The 15,748-nt window shown below is 59.6% G+C and carries 11 protein-coding genes; 3 read left to right on the top strand and 8 right to left on the bottom strand.

The window, feature by feature from the left end; all coding sequences use genetic code 11:
• Positions 1-163 precede the first annotated feature (163 nt).
• Positions 164-2,197, top strand: a complete 2,034-nt coding sequence (locus BMY73_RS21240; RefSeq protein WP_092409516.1) for a hypothetical protein — start codon at positions 164-166, stop codon at positions 2,195-2,197.
• Positions 2,198-2,431: 234 nt separating this feature from the next.
• Positions 2,432-4,768 carry an autotransporter outer membrane beta-barrel domain-containing protein gene (locus tag BMY73_RS21235; RefSeq protein ID WP_238591822.1) on the top strand — a complete coding sequence of 779 codons (2,337 nt, stop codon included), beginning with the start codon at positions 2,432-2,434 and terminating at the stop codon, positions 4,766-4,768.
• Positions 4,769-4,824: 56 nt separating this feature from the next.
• On the opposite strand, the gene BMY73_RS21230 is transcribed toward BMY73_RS21235, so the two are convergent.
• The 6 genes from BMY73_RS21230 to BMY73_RS21205 all read right to left on the bottom strand — a co-directional run bounded on the left by BMY73_RS21230 (position 4,825) and on the right by BMY73_RS21205 (position 10,338).
• The gene (locus tag BMY73_RS21230) at positions 4,825-5,478 is read right to left on the bottom strand and encodes an HAD family hydrolase (protein WP_092409514.1); all 654 of its coding nucleotides are present in this window, start codon (positions 5,476-5,478) and stop codon (positions 4,825-4,827) included.
• Positions 5,479-5,688: 210 nt separating this feature from the next.
• Positions 5,689-6,678 carry an ABC transporter ATP-binding protein gene (locus BMY73_RS21225; protein ID WP_062390360.1) on the bottom strand — a complete coding sequence of 330 codons (990 nt, stop codon included), beginning with the start codon at positions 6,676-6,678 and terminating at the stop codon, positions 5,689-5,691.
• Between the two features lies 1 nt (position 6,679).
• Positions 6,680-7,477 (bottom strand): ABC transporter permease, encoded by a 798-nt coding sequence (locus BMY73_RS21220; RefSeq protein ID WP_062390359.1) that lies wholly within the window; start codon positions 7,475-7,477, stop codon positions 6,680-6,682.
• The gene (locus BMY73_RS21215) at positions 7,464-8,306 is read right to left on the bottom strand and encodes an ABC transporter permease (RefSeq protein ID WP_062390356.1); all 843 of its coding nucleotides are present in this window, start codon (positions 8,304-8,306) and stop codon (positions 7,464-7,466) included. Before BMY73_RS21215 ends, BMY73_RS21220 begins: the two co-directional genes overlap by 14 nt.
• Complete coding sequence (locus BMY73_RS21210) at positions 8,303-9,109, bottom strand: alkaline phosphatase family protein (protein WP_092409512.1); 807 nt, start codon at positions 9,107-9,109, stop codon at positions 8,303-8,305. The genes BMY73_RS21215 and BMY73_RS21210 overlap by 4 nt, the downstream gene beginning before the upstream one ends.
• A gap of 164 nt (positions 9,110-9,273) precedes the next feature.
• Positions 9,274-10,338: an ABC transporter substrate-binding protein gene (locus BMY73_RS21205; protein ID WP_092409510.1), complete on the bottom strand. Its 1,065-nt coding sequence runs from the start codon at positions 10,336-10,338 to the stop codon at positions 9,274-9,276.
• A 384-nt stretch (positions 10,339-10,722) separates the two neighbouring features.
• Here BMY73_RS21205 and BMY73_RS21200 point away from each other — a divergent pair, with 384 nt between their 5' ends.
• A complete protein-coding gene (locus BMY73_RS21200) occupies positions 10,723-11,442 on the top strand; it encodes a UTRA domain-containing protein (RefSeq protein WP_092409508.1) in 720 nt (239 codons plus the stop codon).
• A 171-nt stretch (positions 11,443-11,613) separates the two neighbouring features.
• On the opposite strand, the gene BMY73_RS21195 is transcribed toward BMY73_RS21200, so the two are convergent.
• Together BMY73_RS21195 and BMY73_RS21190 are read right to left on the bottom strand one after the other, a co-directional pair.
• Entirely contained in the window at positions 11,614-13,752 is a 2,139-nt protein-coding gene (locus BMY73_RS21195) for a mechanosensitive ion channel family protein (RefSeq protein WP_062390392.1), read from the bottom strand.
• A gap of 65 nt (positions 13,753-13,817) precedes the next feature.
• Positions 13,818-15,107 carry a M18 family aminopeptidase gene (locus tag BMY73_RS21190; RefSeq protein ID WP_092409506.1) on the bottom strand — a complete coding sequence of 430 codons (1,290 nt, stop codon included), beginning with the start codon at positions 15,105-15,107 and terminating at the stop codon, positions 13,818-13,820.
• Positions 15,108-15,748 lie beyond the last annotated feature (641 nt).

Below are 15,748 nucleotides of genomic sequence, written 5' to 3'. Positions count from 1 at the left end.
GGCACGTTCGTTAATTCGACGCTCAATAAGCACCTGCCCGCCCGTCAGGTTGGTCGGTCCTTGGTAAGGGGCTCGGTGATGACCTGTCAGCCAGCGTTGCGGATCAAAGGTGTTCAGTTGGTCGAATCACCTCGTCGTGACCCATATCAAGGAGCGTTTGCGCATGAACACGAAGGTTTCGAAAAGAAACAGCATTGCAAGGGCCGTCGCGAATTACATCAGAAAGGCCGGTCGCCGGAGAAACGCTGATTTGGCTGCACCGACCATTCCGGATTGGTGGTTGGGTGATCTTGAGTTCGCCGGGCTGGTGCCACGAGCCCAGCAGGAAGAGGATATGGAGGTCATGATCAACATCTGGCCAGGGTATTCGACCTACACCGATGAGTACGACATGTTGTATTTCGAATGGTGCCTGGAGTCGACCGAGGACTGGAAGGTCTTTCAGGAGGAAACAGTTATAGGTGGTCAAGATCCTGGTGTATTTCCCATCCGCATTAGCCTGACCCGCGACATCTTCAAAGACGAAGGCAGATTTCTGCTGCGTTATCGAGTGCAAACCTACTTAGGTATCACCAATACGTCGTTAACCGCGCGATTCATCATTGATAAAACGCCCCCCAATGACAACATGAGCCCCAATCCTTTGGCGTTTGTTGACGCGATCGTCGGAACTGACGGTATTACCGATGATTATCTTCAGGCCAATGGCGGATTGAAGGTGACGATCCCTCCCTATTCCGACACGAAAAACGGAGATCGCATCTGGGTCTATGCGTATACGGCCGAAGAGGAGGCGGTCAACCCTGTATATGACGCAGAATTGACAGGTAATCCAGTAACGATTCGCAGCGATGCGTTTAATGCGCTGACCGATGGCAAGATTGACTTCAAATATCGGTTGTTCGATAAGGCCGGCAATAAAGGCCCTGAGTCTGACCTCACCGAAACAAGTCTATTGATCAAACCGCTGCCCACGGGGCTGGATAAACCGGTGGTGCCATTGGCGAGTGACGGGTTGCTGGACCTTGAGGATATCCGGTCGATCCTGCCCCCGGCACTGCGGGCTCTTTCGATTCCGGTGCACATCAAACGTTATGACGACTGGCAGTCCAAAGACACCGTGATCCTGACGTGGGGCGGCGCGCAACCCATTAGCCATCTGTTGGGGCCCATACCTGGTGACCCCATCGTGATCCAGGTCCCCTATAGCTTCATTGAGGCAGACTACGGCAACGACACGGGCGTTAAACCAACGACCGTATCTTATGTCGTTCAACGCGGAAACAGGATGTTCCCTGCTCCTTCTGAAACCATCAACGTGAACCTTTTCGTACCCGGCCCTGTCAATCCGGACCGGCCCGACCCCATCAATAAGCAGTTGCCGCCGGTGACGGTGAAGGGTGGGAGCGGGACTTCTCCGGACAACGTGTTGACGGCGGATGATATAGGGCTGGACGCCGCGGTATCGGTCAAACTGTACGACCCGATCGGCCCAGGCGAACGGATGAAGCTGTATTGGAACTCGACTGATAAATCCGTGGCGCGGCACCTGCCAACCCCAGGTTCGGAAAACACGGATTACGTGTTCACCGTGCCCTGGGCTGACATTGAGGCGCATCCCAGCGCCGTGCCGTTGCCGGTCTTCTACACGGTGGATCTGGAGTCGGGTGAGGGTAACAAGGAAATGTGCGAACCCACCTTGGTGGATGTGTCGGCGGCGGTGACCGTGCAACTGGCTGAACCAGAGTTTCCCGACGCAGGCAGCACCCTCCCGGGTGACCCGATACTCAACTGCTCTTCCTTCATCGGGCCCGATCAAGAGGTCGCCGTCTTCATTCCCGGCAACAGCCCCCATCTGAAAGGTGGGGAAACACTGAGTTTTACCTGGCAGTGCTACGACAAGCGTGATGGATTGCCTGGAGACGAGGCTGGACCGCCACAGACGTGGGACAGAATGGTGACGTCCACTGAAGTCGTTGACGGTTTTGAATTTAACGTAGGCCCTTTTGCAGTCTACATCTTGCCCGTAGACAAGAGCGGTTCGGTTCGGTTGACCTACGTCTCGGATACGACCCCTCCACTCTCTGGAGAGGCGTTCATTCGGGCAGCGGCGTGGGATGCGGCCGGTATATGTCCGATAAACACTCGCGAGGCCGAGCATCAGATGCAGTTCGGTGCGAGGAGAACGTGCAGATAAGGGCGCTGCCCAGCCAAAAGAAGACCGCCATCAGGCGGTCTTCTTTATTCCGTGCTCCGCCTGACGGGCCACTCGGACGAATGGTATTTCTCCCTCATTGTAGGAAGCTACGCTCATAAAAAAAGGAAACGTCCTACAGAGTTGTGCGCCGAGCGTGAGTAGTCTTCACGGCCCTTTCCTTCGGCGGCATCAGCAGTACCGTGGGATTTTCCTTTAATGCCATGGAGCGTTGCGATGAGTGGATCACTTGTCTGTGTATCAAGGATATTCAAACCCTCACGTTTTCTATCACTGACCATGTGCGTTAGCGCCGCCAACGCGGCGGTTGTCAACCCTGGCGACTCAGCCGTGGTCAATCCGGGCGATGCCGTGGACAGCTGGTCCCTCCTTGCAGGCTCCACCCTGACCGTCAACGGTGCTCAAACCCTCTCCATTAGAGCTTCAGCGGCAGCCGCTACGGTCACGCTCAACCCGGGAAGCACTACGCAGGCAATCAGTCTGGGCGAAGGCTCTGTGGTCACCATCAGCGACTCAAACGTTGTTGCCGCCCCCGGACAGACGTTTGGTCTTGCGATGACGGGCAGTTCAGTTGCAATCAGCAACTCCAACGTCAGTAATGCCAACGGTGTCGGAATCAGTGGCTCTCAGAACGCCACCACCAGTATTGGCAGTCGCTTCAGCATCCTCGGCGGGACTGTCAGCGGCAGCCTGGGCGGGATCACGCTTTCTGAGCAGAGCTCCCTGGACATGGATGGCACTCAGGTGACCGGGACAGGTGCAACCAGTTATGGCGTGCTCGCGTTCGGGTCAGACATGACCCTGCGCAACAGCATCATCGCCGGTGGCCGCAACGGCATCGTTTTTCGCGGCACCGGGACCACCACCCGAGTTGGCACGACCAACCTGGATGGTACTCATGTCGAGGGGCAAAGCGGTGCGGCGATTCTTCTGGATGGCAGGGGAGAGCCGGTGGAGGTCAACCTCAACCTGCTCAATGGCACTACACTGACCGGCAGCAATGGCAATGTGCTGGAAGTGATTGATTCGGGCACCGCCAATGTTCGGGTTCAGAATAGCGCTATCGTTGGCGATGTGCAGGTCACCGAAAACAGCACCGTCAATCTGGCCGTCGATCAAGGCTCCCTGACCGGCGACATCGTGGTCGATGGTACGAGCCAGGGCGCCTTGTCGCTGCAAAATCAGGCGACGTTCACCGGCAACCTGATCAATGTCGAAAACGTTGCCATTGGCGATCAATCCACCTGGAACATGGTGGCGTCCAACACCGTCGGTGCCCTGGCGATGAGTGGTGGTGCCGTCAAGTTCGGAGGCGCCGATCAGTTCTACCAACTGAACGTGGCGAATCTGTCAGGCAATGGCACGTTCATCATGGACGTTGATTTCGCGACCAATCAGCACGACACATTGAACGTGACCGGCACGGCGACGGGCAGCCATACCTTGTTGATTGCCGGCTCCGGAGTGGACCCGGTGTCGCCACAGCAACTGACGGTCGTCCAGACCGCCGCAGGCGATGCCACGTTTGCACTGGCCGGTGGGCGTGCGGTGGACGTGGGGACGTTTTCCTATGACCTGGCCTCGGTGGCCAACGGCTCGGGTGGCACCGACTGGTTCCTCGACCCAACGACTAAAACCATCAGTCCCGGTACCGCCTCTGCACTGGCGTTGTTCAATACCGCCCCCACCGTCTGGTATGGCGAACTCACCTCGCTGCGCAGCCGAATGGGCGAGTTGCGGCTCAATAAGGGCGATACCGGCGTCTGGATGCGCACCTATGGCAACAAGTACGACGTGAGCCAGTCATCCGGTCTGGGCTACAAACAGACCCAATATGGCTTCTCGCTGGGTGCGGACGCGCCATTGCCGGTCGGCGACGGTCAGTGGCTGGTGGGTGTACTGGCGGGTCAGAGCAATTCCAGCCTTGACCTCAACCGTGGCACGTCCGGTTCTGTCAAAAGCTACTACGCGGGTGTATACACCACCTGGCTGGATCAAGACAGCGGTTATTACTTTGACGGCGTACTCAAATTCAACCGTTTTCGCAACGATGCGAAGGTCAGCATGAGCGACGGTACCCGCGCCAAGGGCAACTACGATAACTCGGGTGCCGGCGCTTCGCTGGAGTTCGGACGTCACATCAAGCTCGAGGACGGCTACTTTGTAGAACCCTTCACTCAACTGTCCGCTGTCGTGATTCAGGGCAAGAGCTTCACCCTCGATAACGACATGCAGGCCGATGGTGACCGCTCCCGCTCATTGCTGGGCAAGGCCGGTGTGACGGCGGGGCGCAATTTTACGCTGGACAACGGCAGTGTGGTGCAGCCTTACGTCAAGGTGGCGGCTGCTCACGAGTTCGCCAAGAACAACCGGGTGGCGGTCAACGACAACACTTTCAACAATGACCTCTCGGGATCGCGAGCCGAGTTGGGTGCGGGGGTTGCCGTGGCGTTCTCGGAGAACCTGCAGGTGCATGCGGATTTCGACTACGCCAACGGCGAAAACATCGAGCAGCCGCTGGGCGCCAATCTCGGTGTGCGCTACAGCTGGTAAGTCGCGTCATCGTCTCCCCGAAGGCCCCTCATCCGTGAGGGGCTTTGTTTATCCACTCACTTCCAGCTGTGAATCGGCCAGCCTGCCTGTTTGGCCGCTTCAAGCAGTACCGGATCCGGATTCACCACGTGAGGGAAATCGACCTTCTGCAGCAGCGGCAAATCATTGCGTGAGTCTGAATAGAAACTGGCGCCTTCGAGGTTTTCACCTTCCTGATCCAGCCATTCCATCAAGCGGGTGATCTTGCCTTCGCGGTAGGTCAGCACACCCTTGGTCTCGCCGGTGTAGACACCGTGAGCGATGTCCAGATCGATGGCGAGTACTTCGTCGACACCGATGCGCTCGGCAATGGCTTTGACCAGGTGCACACCGGAGGCCGAGATGATCAGGATACGGTCACCGGCAGCGCGGTGTTCGGCGATGGCTTTGGTGGCGTCGCTGAAGATGATCGGTTCGATGACGTCCTCGACCCAGGGCCCGACCAGAAAATCCACTTCTTCAGGCGTACGACCGATCATGGGTTCGAGGCTGAACGCCATGTAGTCTTCCATCGCCAGATCGCCCTTGCTGTAGGCCTCCATCAGTTCATGGTCTTTTTTCATGAACGACTCGGGATCGACCCAGCCCAGCCGGCCCATCTGCTCGCTCCAGAGACTGGCGCAGTCGCCGTGAATCAGGGTTTCGTCCAGGTCGAAAATTGCTAAAGCCATTACCGCTGTCCTCTTTTTTGATACTTACGCAATCACTTGTAGGAGCGTGGCTTGTCCCGCGATCTGCCGGGAACCGGCAGCACATCCCGACGGACACGGTCTTTCAGCGCTAGCCGCTTGTCAGGTTTACGGCGGGTTCCCCGCCGATCGCGGGACAACCCACGCTCCTACAGGATCGCGGTCGTCGACAAAGGTCGTGCAACGCTGGATTCACGCCACTTCGCAGAGTGCCGACGCTTCGATGTTCAGGGTGACGCGCTGACCGTTCGGGTGCAAGTCGCTGGCCGAGCGGTTGAGCACATCGACCACCAGTTCCACGCCACGTGCTTCGACACGGTAACGGATCACATTGCCCAGCAGGCTGTGGCTGCGCACTTCGCCTTCCAGCGAGCCGGTGAGGCTCAATTGAATCGCTTCCGGCCGGATCGCCACGCGGCTGTTGATCGGGCGCTGCATCAGGCGGCTGGCGGCGTCGGGTTCGAGCAGGTTGTAGTTACCGATGAAGCCTGCGGCGAACGCATCGACCGGTGCGGTGTACAGCGTTTCGGCATCTCCGCTCTGCACGATCCGGCCCTGGTTCATCAGGAAGATCCGGTCGGACATGGTCAGCGCTTCTTCCTGATCGTGGGTCACGAAAATCGTGGTCAGGCCCAGTTCCTGCTGAATCGCGCGGATCTGTTCGCGCAGGTGTTTGCGGATGCGCGCGTCGAGTGCCGACAGCGGCTCGTCAAGCAGCAACAGGCGGGGGCGCGTGACCAGCGAACGCGCCAGCGCCACACGTTGGCACTGACCACCTGACATCTGATGGGGATAACGTTTGGCAAGCTCGGTCAGTTCCACCAGCTTCAGCACCTCAGCCACACGCTGTTTCGTTTCACCGGCGCTGACCTTCTGCATGCGCAAACCAAAGGCAACGTTCTGCTCCACGTTCATGTTGGGGAACAGCGCATAGCTCTGGAACACCATCCCGATCCCGCGCTTCTGTGGCGACACCGGCACGATGTTCTTGCCATCGAGAAAGATCCTGCCGCTGGTGACCGAGGTCAGCCCGGCGATGCAGCGCAAGAGGGTGGATTTACCGCAGCCGGACGGGCCGAGCAGGGTCACGAACTCGCCTTTGTTGATCACGCAGTTGATGTCGCTGAAAACGGCTGTGCTGGCGTAGTTCTTTTGCAGGTTTTCGACACTGACGAAGCTCATATCAGTCTTTGTCCTTGTTGAGTCGATTGGCCGCCCAGGTCAGCAGCAATACGAAGAAGAAATAAGAGATCACCAACGCGCTGTTGAAGTGGCCGCTGCTGTTGCGCATGTTGTTCAGGTACACCTGCAGCGTTTCGTAGCGCGTGCCGACCAGCAGGTTGGCGAACACGAACTCACCGAACAGGAAGGAGAACGACAACAGCAGCGCAATCATCAGACCCTTGCGCAGATTGGGCAGCACCACCAGAAACGCCGCCTGAAAGGTGCTGGCGCCGAGCAACTGAGCGGCGTCCATCAGGTCGACCAGGTTGATCGCCTGCAGGTTGTTGGTGATCGCTCGATACATGAAGGGCAGGGCGATGGTGAAGTAGCAACCGATCAGGATCCACGGTGTGCCGACCATCGCCAGAGGCCCAGAACCGTAGAGCTGCAACAGTCCGACCGACGACACCACCGGCGGCACGGCGAAGGGCAGCAGGATCAGGATGTTCATCAGCGCGTCGAGTTTCGGAAAGTGGTAATGCACCACGAACAACAGCGGCAGGATCAGCACCACTGACAGAATCAGTGCGCCGACACACACCAGCAGCGACTGAGCGAACGCCATCAAGAAGCGTGGGTCGCTCCACAGCGCCACGTACCATTTGTAGGTGAAGCCTGCGGGCAAAATAGTCGCCGACCAACTGGTCGCGATCGAGTAGACAAAGGTGCCCAGCAGCGGCGCGAGCAGGATCAGAAACAGGATGTACACCACCACGCGGTGGTAGAGCCCGGCCGGGCCACGTTCAACGCGAGACATGGTAGCTCCTCTTCAACAGCCACTGATGAACGATGGTCACCAGGGTCATCATGCCGACCAGAATCATCGCCAGGGCACTGGCCATGTTCGGGTCCAGGGTGATATCGCCTGCGACCATGGCGGCAATGCGGATCGGCAGCACGTTGAAGTTGCCGGTGGTCAGCGCGTACACGGTCGCGTAAGCACCCAGGGCGTTGGCCAGCAGGATCACGAAGGTCCCGAGCAGTGCGGGCGTCAGCACCGGGACGCCGATGTGCCGCCAGAAATCCCAGGTGCTGGCGCCCAGCAGAGAAGCCGATTCGCGCCAGTCTTCGCGCAGTGCGTCGAACGCGGGGTAAAGCAGCAGCACGCCGAGCGGAATCTGAAAATAGGTGTAGAGGATGATCAGCCCGGTTTTCGAGTACAGGTTGAAGTCATCGATGATGCCGGCCTGCTTCAGAATCAGCGTCAGCGCGCCGTTGAATCCCAGCAGGATGATGAACGCGAACGCCAGCGGTACGCCGGAGAAGTTACTGGTCATGTTGGCGAAAGCGCTGACGAAGTCACGCAGCCGCGACGGCACCTTGCGCAACGAATAACTGCCGAGAATGGCGATGATGATACCGATCAGGCTCGACCAGAAACTGATCTCCAGGCTGTACTGCATGGCCTGTCGGTAGAAACGCGAGTTGAAGGCTTTTATGAAGTTGTCCACCCCCCAGCCCGCGTCCGAATACAGGCTGTTGATGGCAACCCAGGCCAGCGGCGCGATCTGGAACGCGATGAAGAACAGGGCAAAGGGCACCAGACACAACAGGCCCAGCCATTTGCCGCGACTCTGTGAATTCACTTGAGTACCTCTCTGCAGACAGGTTTGTCGTGGGGCACGCCGAGCAGCTCGCAAACCGTCCCGCAGATATCGGTCTGTCTGGGCGACGCGCCGGGATCGAGGCTGAAGGCATCGCCGATCACGAACAGCGGCACCTCACGCTCCTCGGGCAGGGTGCCGTTGTGCGAGCGGTCGTTGTTCATGCCATGGTCAGCGGTGACCAGCACCTGATACCCGGCGTCCAGCCAGCGCTGCAGGTAGTCGGCGAGGATGACGTCGGCCGAGCGCGCGCTGTTGCGGTATTGCGGCGTATCGAGGCCGTGTTTGTGGCCGGCGTCATCGATGTTCATCGGGTGGATGAACAGGAAGTTCGGCTGATGCGCCGTTCGCAGATGCTCGGCATCGTCGAACAGGTGAGAGTCGGGGTAGTGATCGACGTAATAAAAATGACCGTGCTGGATCGGCAGGTTGGCGTCGTCGATGTGGCGGTCGCGGCTGGCGATGAACGGGCTGCGGTTATACAGCTCGCTGACCCAGTGATAAGCGGCGGCGGACGTGGTCAGACCCGCTGCGGCGGCGTAGTGAAACACGCTGCGCTGGTTGGACAGCCGTGAAACATGGTTGTGCACAATGCCGCTGTCGATGGGGGCGACACCCGTCAGGATGCATTCGTATAGCGGTCGGGAAAGCGCCGGCAGTTCGCATTCGAGCTTGTACAACGCGGCGCGGCCTGCGTTCCGATACGCCAGCAAATGCCCCATTGCATGCTGCGCCACGCTGTAACTCAGGCCGTCCAGCAGGATCAGAATCACATTGTGTTTCATGGCCTCTCCGCGAGGTTGACAGCACAATCTGTAGGAGCGCGCTTGGTCTGGGCCGCATCCGGACGATCGCGGTGTGTCAGTCAAAATGGCTGTCACATTCATACCGCAATCGTCCGGATGCGGCCCAGACCAAGCGCGCTCCTACAAAAGGGCGCGCAGTTTGTTTACTGCATTTCTACAATGACTTGCTCGTTCCACTGCTGAGGCAGGGCTTTCGAGGTTTTTTCCCAGGCCGCGGCGTCTTTGATGGGCGTCACGTTCTTGTACTGCTCGTTAGGCAGCAGTTTGGCCTGAACTTCCGGCGGCAGCTTCAGGTGTTCGGCACGGATCGGGCGGGCATTGCCGTTGGCCAGGTTGATCTGACCAGCGTCGCTGAAGATGTACTCGCGTGTCAGCTTGGCGGCGTTCGGGTGTTTGGCGTATTTGTTGATGATGGTGGTGTAACCCGAAATCACTGAGCCGTCAGACGGGATCAGCACGACGTAATCGTCCGGGTTGGCCATCTTGGCCTTGTAGCTCAGGCCGTTGAAGTCCCATACCACGCCGACTTCCACTTCGCCTTTTTCCATGGTCTGGATGGTCGGGTTATTGATGCCCAGGCGTTTCTGCTTGGCCAGTTCGGTAAACAGCTGCAGGCCTGGAGCAATGTTGGTTTCGTCACCTTTCATCGCAATCGCCGCTGCCAGCACGCCGTTGGCCGCTTGCGCCGCGGTACTCACGTCGCCGATGGTGACTTTGTATTTACCGGTCTTCAGGTCAGCCCAGGATTTCGGCACATCGGAGCCGTGCAGCAGCTTCTTGTTGACGATGAAGGCGATGGTGCCGGTGTAGGCCAGTGCCCAGTGACCATCCTTGTCCTTCGCCCAGTCGGGGACCTGATCCCAGGTGGTCGGTTTGTAAGGCTGGGTCACGCCCTTGGCCACGGCGATGGGGCCGAAAGCGGCACCCACGTCACCGATGTCAGCGCTGGCGTTGTCTTTTTCCGCATCGAACTTGGCCACTTCCTGCGCCGAACTCATGTCGGTGTCCATGTGCACCAGGCCGTACTTGGCGGTGAGGTCGGTCCAGGTGCCTTTCCAGTTCGCCCAGTCGTCGGGCATGCCCACGCTGTTGACCGCGCCTTCGGCTTTCGCGGCCGCTTCCAGATCTTTGACGGAGTCGGCGGCCATGGCCGAGGTGCTCAGCGCGATGGCCGAACCCAGGAGTGATGCCAGCAAAAGGTGTTTCATTCGAAGCTCCTTTGGTGCACTTCACGACGTTTTATTGAAAGGGCGGTGAAATGCTCGTTGCGGGTTGGAATGTCTGGTGCATTGGTCTAGATCAGCAATACCTGAGCCAAGTTAAGCCAGTGTCATGACACTTTCGTGTATGGACCGACTTTTGCTGGGGTAAGCACAAGTACAGGGTATGGCTGTGGGGTAAGCGTAGACCATGGCCAACTCACTGATATAAAACGCCTAATGTGTTTTTCCAGGCCGGTTTTCGACATGGATCGCGCTGGATTGTCATGTAACAGTCATCTACGCTGCCTAGGCTCTAGAGCACTGAAACGGGCCATCAAGCTGTGGAACCTGCCCCCATTTAGCGCTGGTCTAGTCCAGATAGGTAACGCAATGCGCCAGGATGTGCCACGAGCGGTGACGACCATCTGTAATGCCCTGCAGGAGCAGATCGAGCATGGTTTGTTGCTGCCAGGTAGCAAACTGCCTGCTGAACGCAAGCTTAGTGAAGTATTCGACACCACGCGCATTACCTTGCGTGAGGCGCTGGTGCAACTGGAGGCTCAGGGGCTGATCTATCGCGAGGAGCGCCGTGGCTGGTTCATCTCGCCGCCCCGGCTGGCCTATGACCTGATGCGCCGCAGCCACTTCCACGCGATGGTACAGGCGCAAGGCCGTGTGCCCGCGACCCAGGTGATTTCCGCTCGGCTTCAACCGGCGTCTGCGGCGATCTGTGGATTGCTTCTGCTTCCGGCATTGTCCAGCGTGATCCAGATCTGCCGTGCGCGGCGCATCGATGAGCGACTGGTGCTGTACGTCGAGCATTACCTGAACCCCGAGTATTTCCCGCAGATTCTGGATTTCGACCTCAACCAGTCACTTACCGAGCTGTACGCCACTCACTACGGCATTCGCTATGGTCAAGTGCGTTTCGAAATGGTGCCCACGGCCCTGCCAATGGACGCGGCGGCGGCATTGAAAGTCTCGATCGGCAGCCCCGGCTTGCGCATTGCCAGGGTCAACCACGATCAGCGCGGCAGGCTGATCGATTGCGACCTGGAGTATTGGCGGCACGATGCGATTCATGTGAGCGCGGTGGTGGCGGACGTTTGAGACGCGTCCTGCTGACCTGATCATCAGTGCCTGACTCGCCGCAGTCATTGCAGGAGACGTCGCCGGTTACGAGGGCATGGGCCGCATTTCGGATGAATGCGGTGGTTCAGGTGATGTTGACTGACTTGACGCCTTCGCGAGCAAGCTCGCTCCCACAGGTTATGTGATGGATCAGTTAGCGGGTGCGCCATCCTTCTTCCCGCGCAACTCACTGACACTGCCGCCGCTGGTGCTGACCTGCACATTCAGACGCGGTGTCGCCAGATCCATCCCGGCTTCATCCAGATAACGTTTGAGCGACAGGTTGAACGCCCGGGAGACTTCCCATTGCTTGATCGGCGCCGTCTTGAAGCGTGCCCGCAAGATGGCATTGCCCGACTCGAAACTTTCGACACCCTGAATCTCCAGCGGCGACCAGATGTTGCGGCGTTGCAGCGGGTCGGTGCGCATCTTCTGGCCGACGTCGCGGATCATCTTCAGCGCGTCGTCGATGTTCATGTTCGACGGAATGGCGATGCGGAAAATCGCGTAGCCGAACTCCCGCGAATAGTTCTGGATGCTCTTGATCTCGCTGAACGGGATGGTGTGGACAATGCCGTCGATGTCCCGCAGCCGGACCGTGCGGATGGTCAGCCCTTCGACCGTGCCCAGGTGTCCGCCCACGTCCACGTAATCGTCAATCGCCAACGAGTCCTCGATGATGATGAACAGGCCGGTGATGAGGTCGGCCACCAGCGACTGCGCGCCGAAGCCGATCGCCAGACCGATGACACCGGCACCCGCCAGCAACGGCGTGACGTTCATGCCCATGTTGGCCAGCGCCACGATCACCGCAATGATGAAAATGGTCACGAACAGCACGTTGCGGATCAACGGCATCATGGTCTGCGCGCGGGCGTTCGCCAGGCCTTTGCGCGAGCGGGTCAGCGCGTGGTGGATCGCGGTGTCGGCGAGAATCCACACCAGCCAGGCGAACATCAGCGTCGTCGCAAGGCCCGCAACGCGCACACTGATGTCGTGACCGTCGCCTTCGGAAAAACGAATCAGCGACAGGCCCCAGACCCGCAGGCCCAACTCGATGAACACCAGCCAGACCAACAGATGCACCACGGTGTAAAAGAAGCTCTTCAAGCGGTCCGAATAGAGCGCATGACGCTTGTGGCCATGAGAGGGTTTCTGCGAATGGCGACGCACCAACCCATTGAGCACCATGCACACCACCAACAGCACGGTGCAGATCAGCGATTGACGCAGGGCAGTGCTGGTGTCGCCCGCTGAAAAGAAGGTGGCGAACAGCGAGACACCTACCAGCACCAGCGCGGGCAGGTACCAGAAACTGCCGAGAATCTCGATGGTGTCGCTCAGCGCCCGGCGTTTGAGGCGACGGGACAGTGGCTGATTGCGGATCAAGTGCCCGATGGGGCGACGGAAGCGGATGATGAACAGCCCTGTGGAGACCGCTGCCATGACGTTGGCCAAGGTGGCCGCGGTATGCGCCAGATGCACGCCAAGGCTGGCGACCAGCCGTGGATCACTCAGCGCTTCGCCGAAGGCCGCGAAGCTGCCGATCCACCACAGTGGACGAAAGGCCTGATGGCGCAGGATATGCAGCGCCTGGTGCCGGTGCGGACCGTCGAGCAACGAGAACGCAATCACGCAGATCGCCGAGAACAGCGTGCCGACCACCAGCGCGTAAGCCAACACCATCGCCAGATCGCGACCCAGTGACGGCGGCAAGGAGTAACTCAGGTAAACCGTGATGACCAGCGCGATCAACCAGGGGCCGAGTTTGCGCAGCGCAAAGCGCAGCATGTCAGACGGGCGAGGGTGTTGCGGCAGTTCCTCCGACAGGCCGAAGCGTACCCGCACCCGGTGGCTGAGCCAGATCAGCGCCGCGGCCAGCAGGCTCCACAATGCAATGACCACGGCAAAGCCGAAGATGATCGGCCACCACTGGTTGGCGGGCAGCATCAGGTCCATCAGTTCCTGCTCGGCCAGCGACACCTCTTCACCCCATCGGCTGAGAGGGCTGTCTTCGCCCGTGAACTGTTTCTCGAACCCCGACAGCGTGCCGCCGATCAGACCCAGCACGCCCTGTTCGGCCGTCGGCTGGGCTTTCCTGGTGGCGTCGCGGAGTTTTTTCAGGTCATCGAGCAGCTTGCTGCGTTGTTGGTCGTTCTCCAGTGAGGTAATCACCTCGTCCAGTGACTGACCCAGCGGCACCTGTGCCTGTGGCTGGGCTTTCTGACCGCTCAGCAGGCTGGGCAGGCCTGCGGCCTGCGTCAGCGCGAAGGGAAACAGCGTCAGCATCACAATCAGCAGCAGACGTGACAGGGTGCGGGAGCGGAAGGGGGCGGTCACCGGGTCATCAACCTCTATGGCAGCTCGGCGCTGGCGTAAAACGCGCTGAGTACCTTCACCAGGTGTGCCAGGTCCTGGCTGCCTGCCAGTTCGCGGATCGAGTGCATGGCAAAGGTCGGCAAGCCGATGTCGACCGTGCGCACGCCCAAGTGACCGGCCGTGATCGGACCGATGGTCGAGCCGCAGGCCATGTCGGTGCGAACCACGAAGCTCTGCACCGGCACTTCTTCGGCCATGCACAGATGACGGAAAAACCCGGCCGTTTCGCTGTTGGTGGCGTAGCGCTGGTTGGTGTTGACCTTGATCACCGGGCCGGCGTTGAGTTTCGGGCCGTGGTTGCCGTCATGCTTCTCCGCGTAGTTCGGGTGCACGCCGTGGGCGTTGTCGGCAGAGATCAGCAGCGACTTCTGGATCGTGCGCACATAGTCGTCGCCTTCAGGCAGCAGACGTTGCAGCACTTGCTCCAGCATCGGGCCGTCAGCGCCGCAGGCGGAGGTGGAGCCGACTTCTTCGTGGTCGGTGCAGATCAGCAGGCACGTCTCGTCGCCATCGGCATTGAGCAGCGCCTGCAGACCGGCGAAGCACGACAGCAGGTTGTCCAGTCGCGCCCCGGCGATGAAGTCGCCATTGAGGCCGATGACGGCGGCGCTTTGGGTGTCGTAGAAACTCAGCTCGTAATCGAGCACCACGTCGGCGTTCAGGCCGTGCTCACGGGCGAGCTGGTCGGTCAGCAGCGCGCGGAAGTCAGCACGCTCGTCGCCGGCGACTTGCGCGAGGATCGGCGGCAGTTCGTTCTGCGGGTTGATCGGCCAGCCTTCGTTGGCGGTGCGATTGAGGTGGATCGCCAGGTTCGGAATGATCGCGATCGGCAGCTTGAAGTCGATCAGCTGGCTTTCGACCTTGCCGTCGCGGCGGAACGTGACACGGCCGGCCAGAGACAGGTCGCGGTCGAACCACGGGGCGAGCAAAGCGCCACCGTAGACTTCGACGCCCAGTTGCCAGAAACCCTGACGCTGCAGTTCAGGCTGCGGTTTGACGCGCAGGCACGGGCTGTCAGTGTGCGCGCCAACCAGGCGGATACCGCCGATTAGTGGCGACAGGCGGCCGAGCTTGAAGGCGACGATGGAGGAGTCGTTACGGGTGACGTAGTAGCGGCCGCCGGCTTCGGTGTGCCATGGCTCCCGTTCGTCCAGGCGCTGATAGCCGGCGCCTTCGAGGCGTTGTACCAAGCTTGCGGTGGCGTGAAACGGGGTGGGAGAAGCCTTGAGGAAATCGATCAGGCCTTGGTTCAACTCTTCGCGCATAAGTTACTCCAGACAGCAATGGCGGGAGTTTACAGGCCTATTACTGTAGGCGCGAGCGCGCTTATGGTGGTCTGTTGTTGATGCTGGGATGGGGTGAATATCTGACTGTTCGCGTAACGCGGATTCGTCACTGGCGCTGGGTTTAGGTGTATATCCATTTTCTAGGGCGCCCCGAATTCACCTTTGCGCCCTCCCGGCGGGTCACTTTTCTTTCGGGAAAAGTAACCAAAACCATTTGCTCCTGGCTTGGCCCTCGTTCCTCGGGTTCCCTCACTTCGGCGACGCTCCGTGGGCCCGCGCTGAACGGACATCCATGTCCTGGCAGCGCTCTCGCGGCATCCCTGCCGCTCGGCCCACTGCGCGTCGCCTGCGTTCAGCCTGCCCCCAAGTCGCGTATTGTGTCGTCCAAACGTTCTCGGTATGAAGGTCAAAAGCAACGGCAGAAACAAAAATATCAGGCTGATGCAGTTCCTGTAGGAGCGCGCTTGCTCTGGGCCGCACTCGGACGATCTACCGCGCAGCGGTAGCAAAACCAGACGACGCGGCTATGCCTGACATATTGCATGCACCGGTGTTGCTGCCGGTTCCCGGCAGATCGCGGGACAAGCCACGCTCCTACGCCTTCCAGGCAGAAGCAAGGC

Origin of the sequence: Pseudomonas sp. NFACC02 (assembly GCF_900110765.1) — a bacterium.
Lineage (GTDB): Bacteria > Pseudomonadota > Gammaproteobacteria > Pseudomonadales > Pseudomonadaceae > Aquipseudomonas.
Note: the sequence above shows the minus strand (reverse complement) of the source record. Positions and strands in the feature narration are given on the sequence as shown.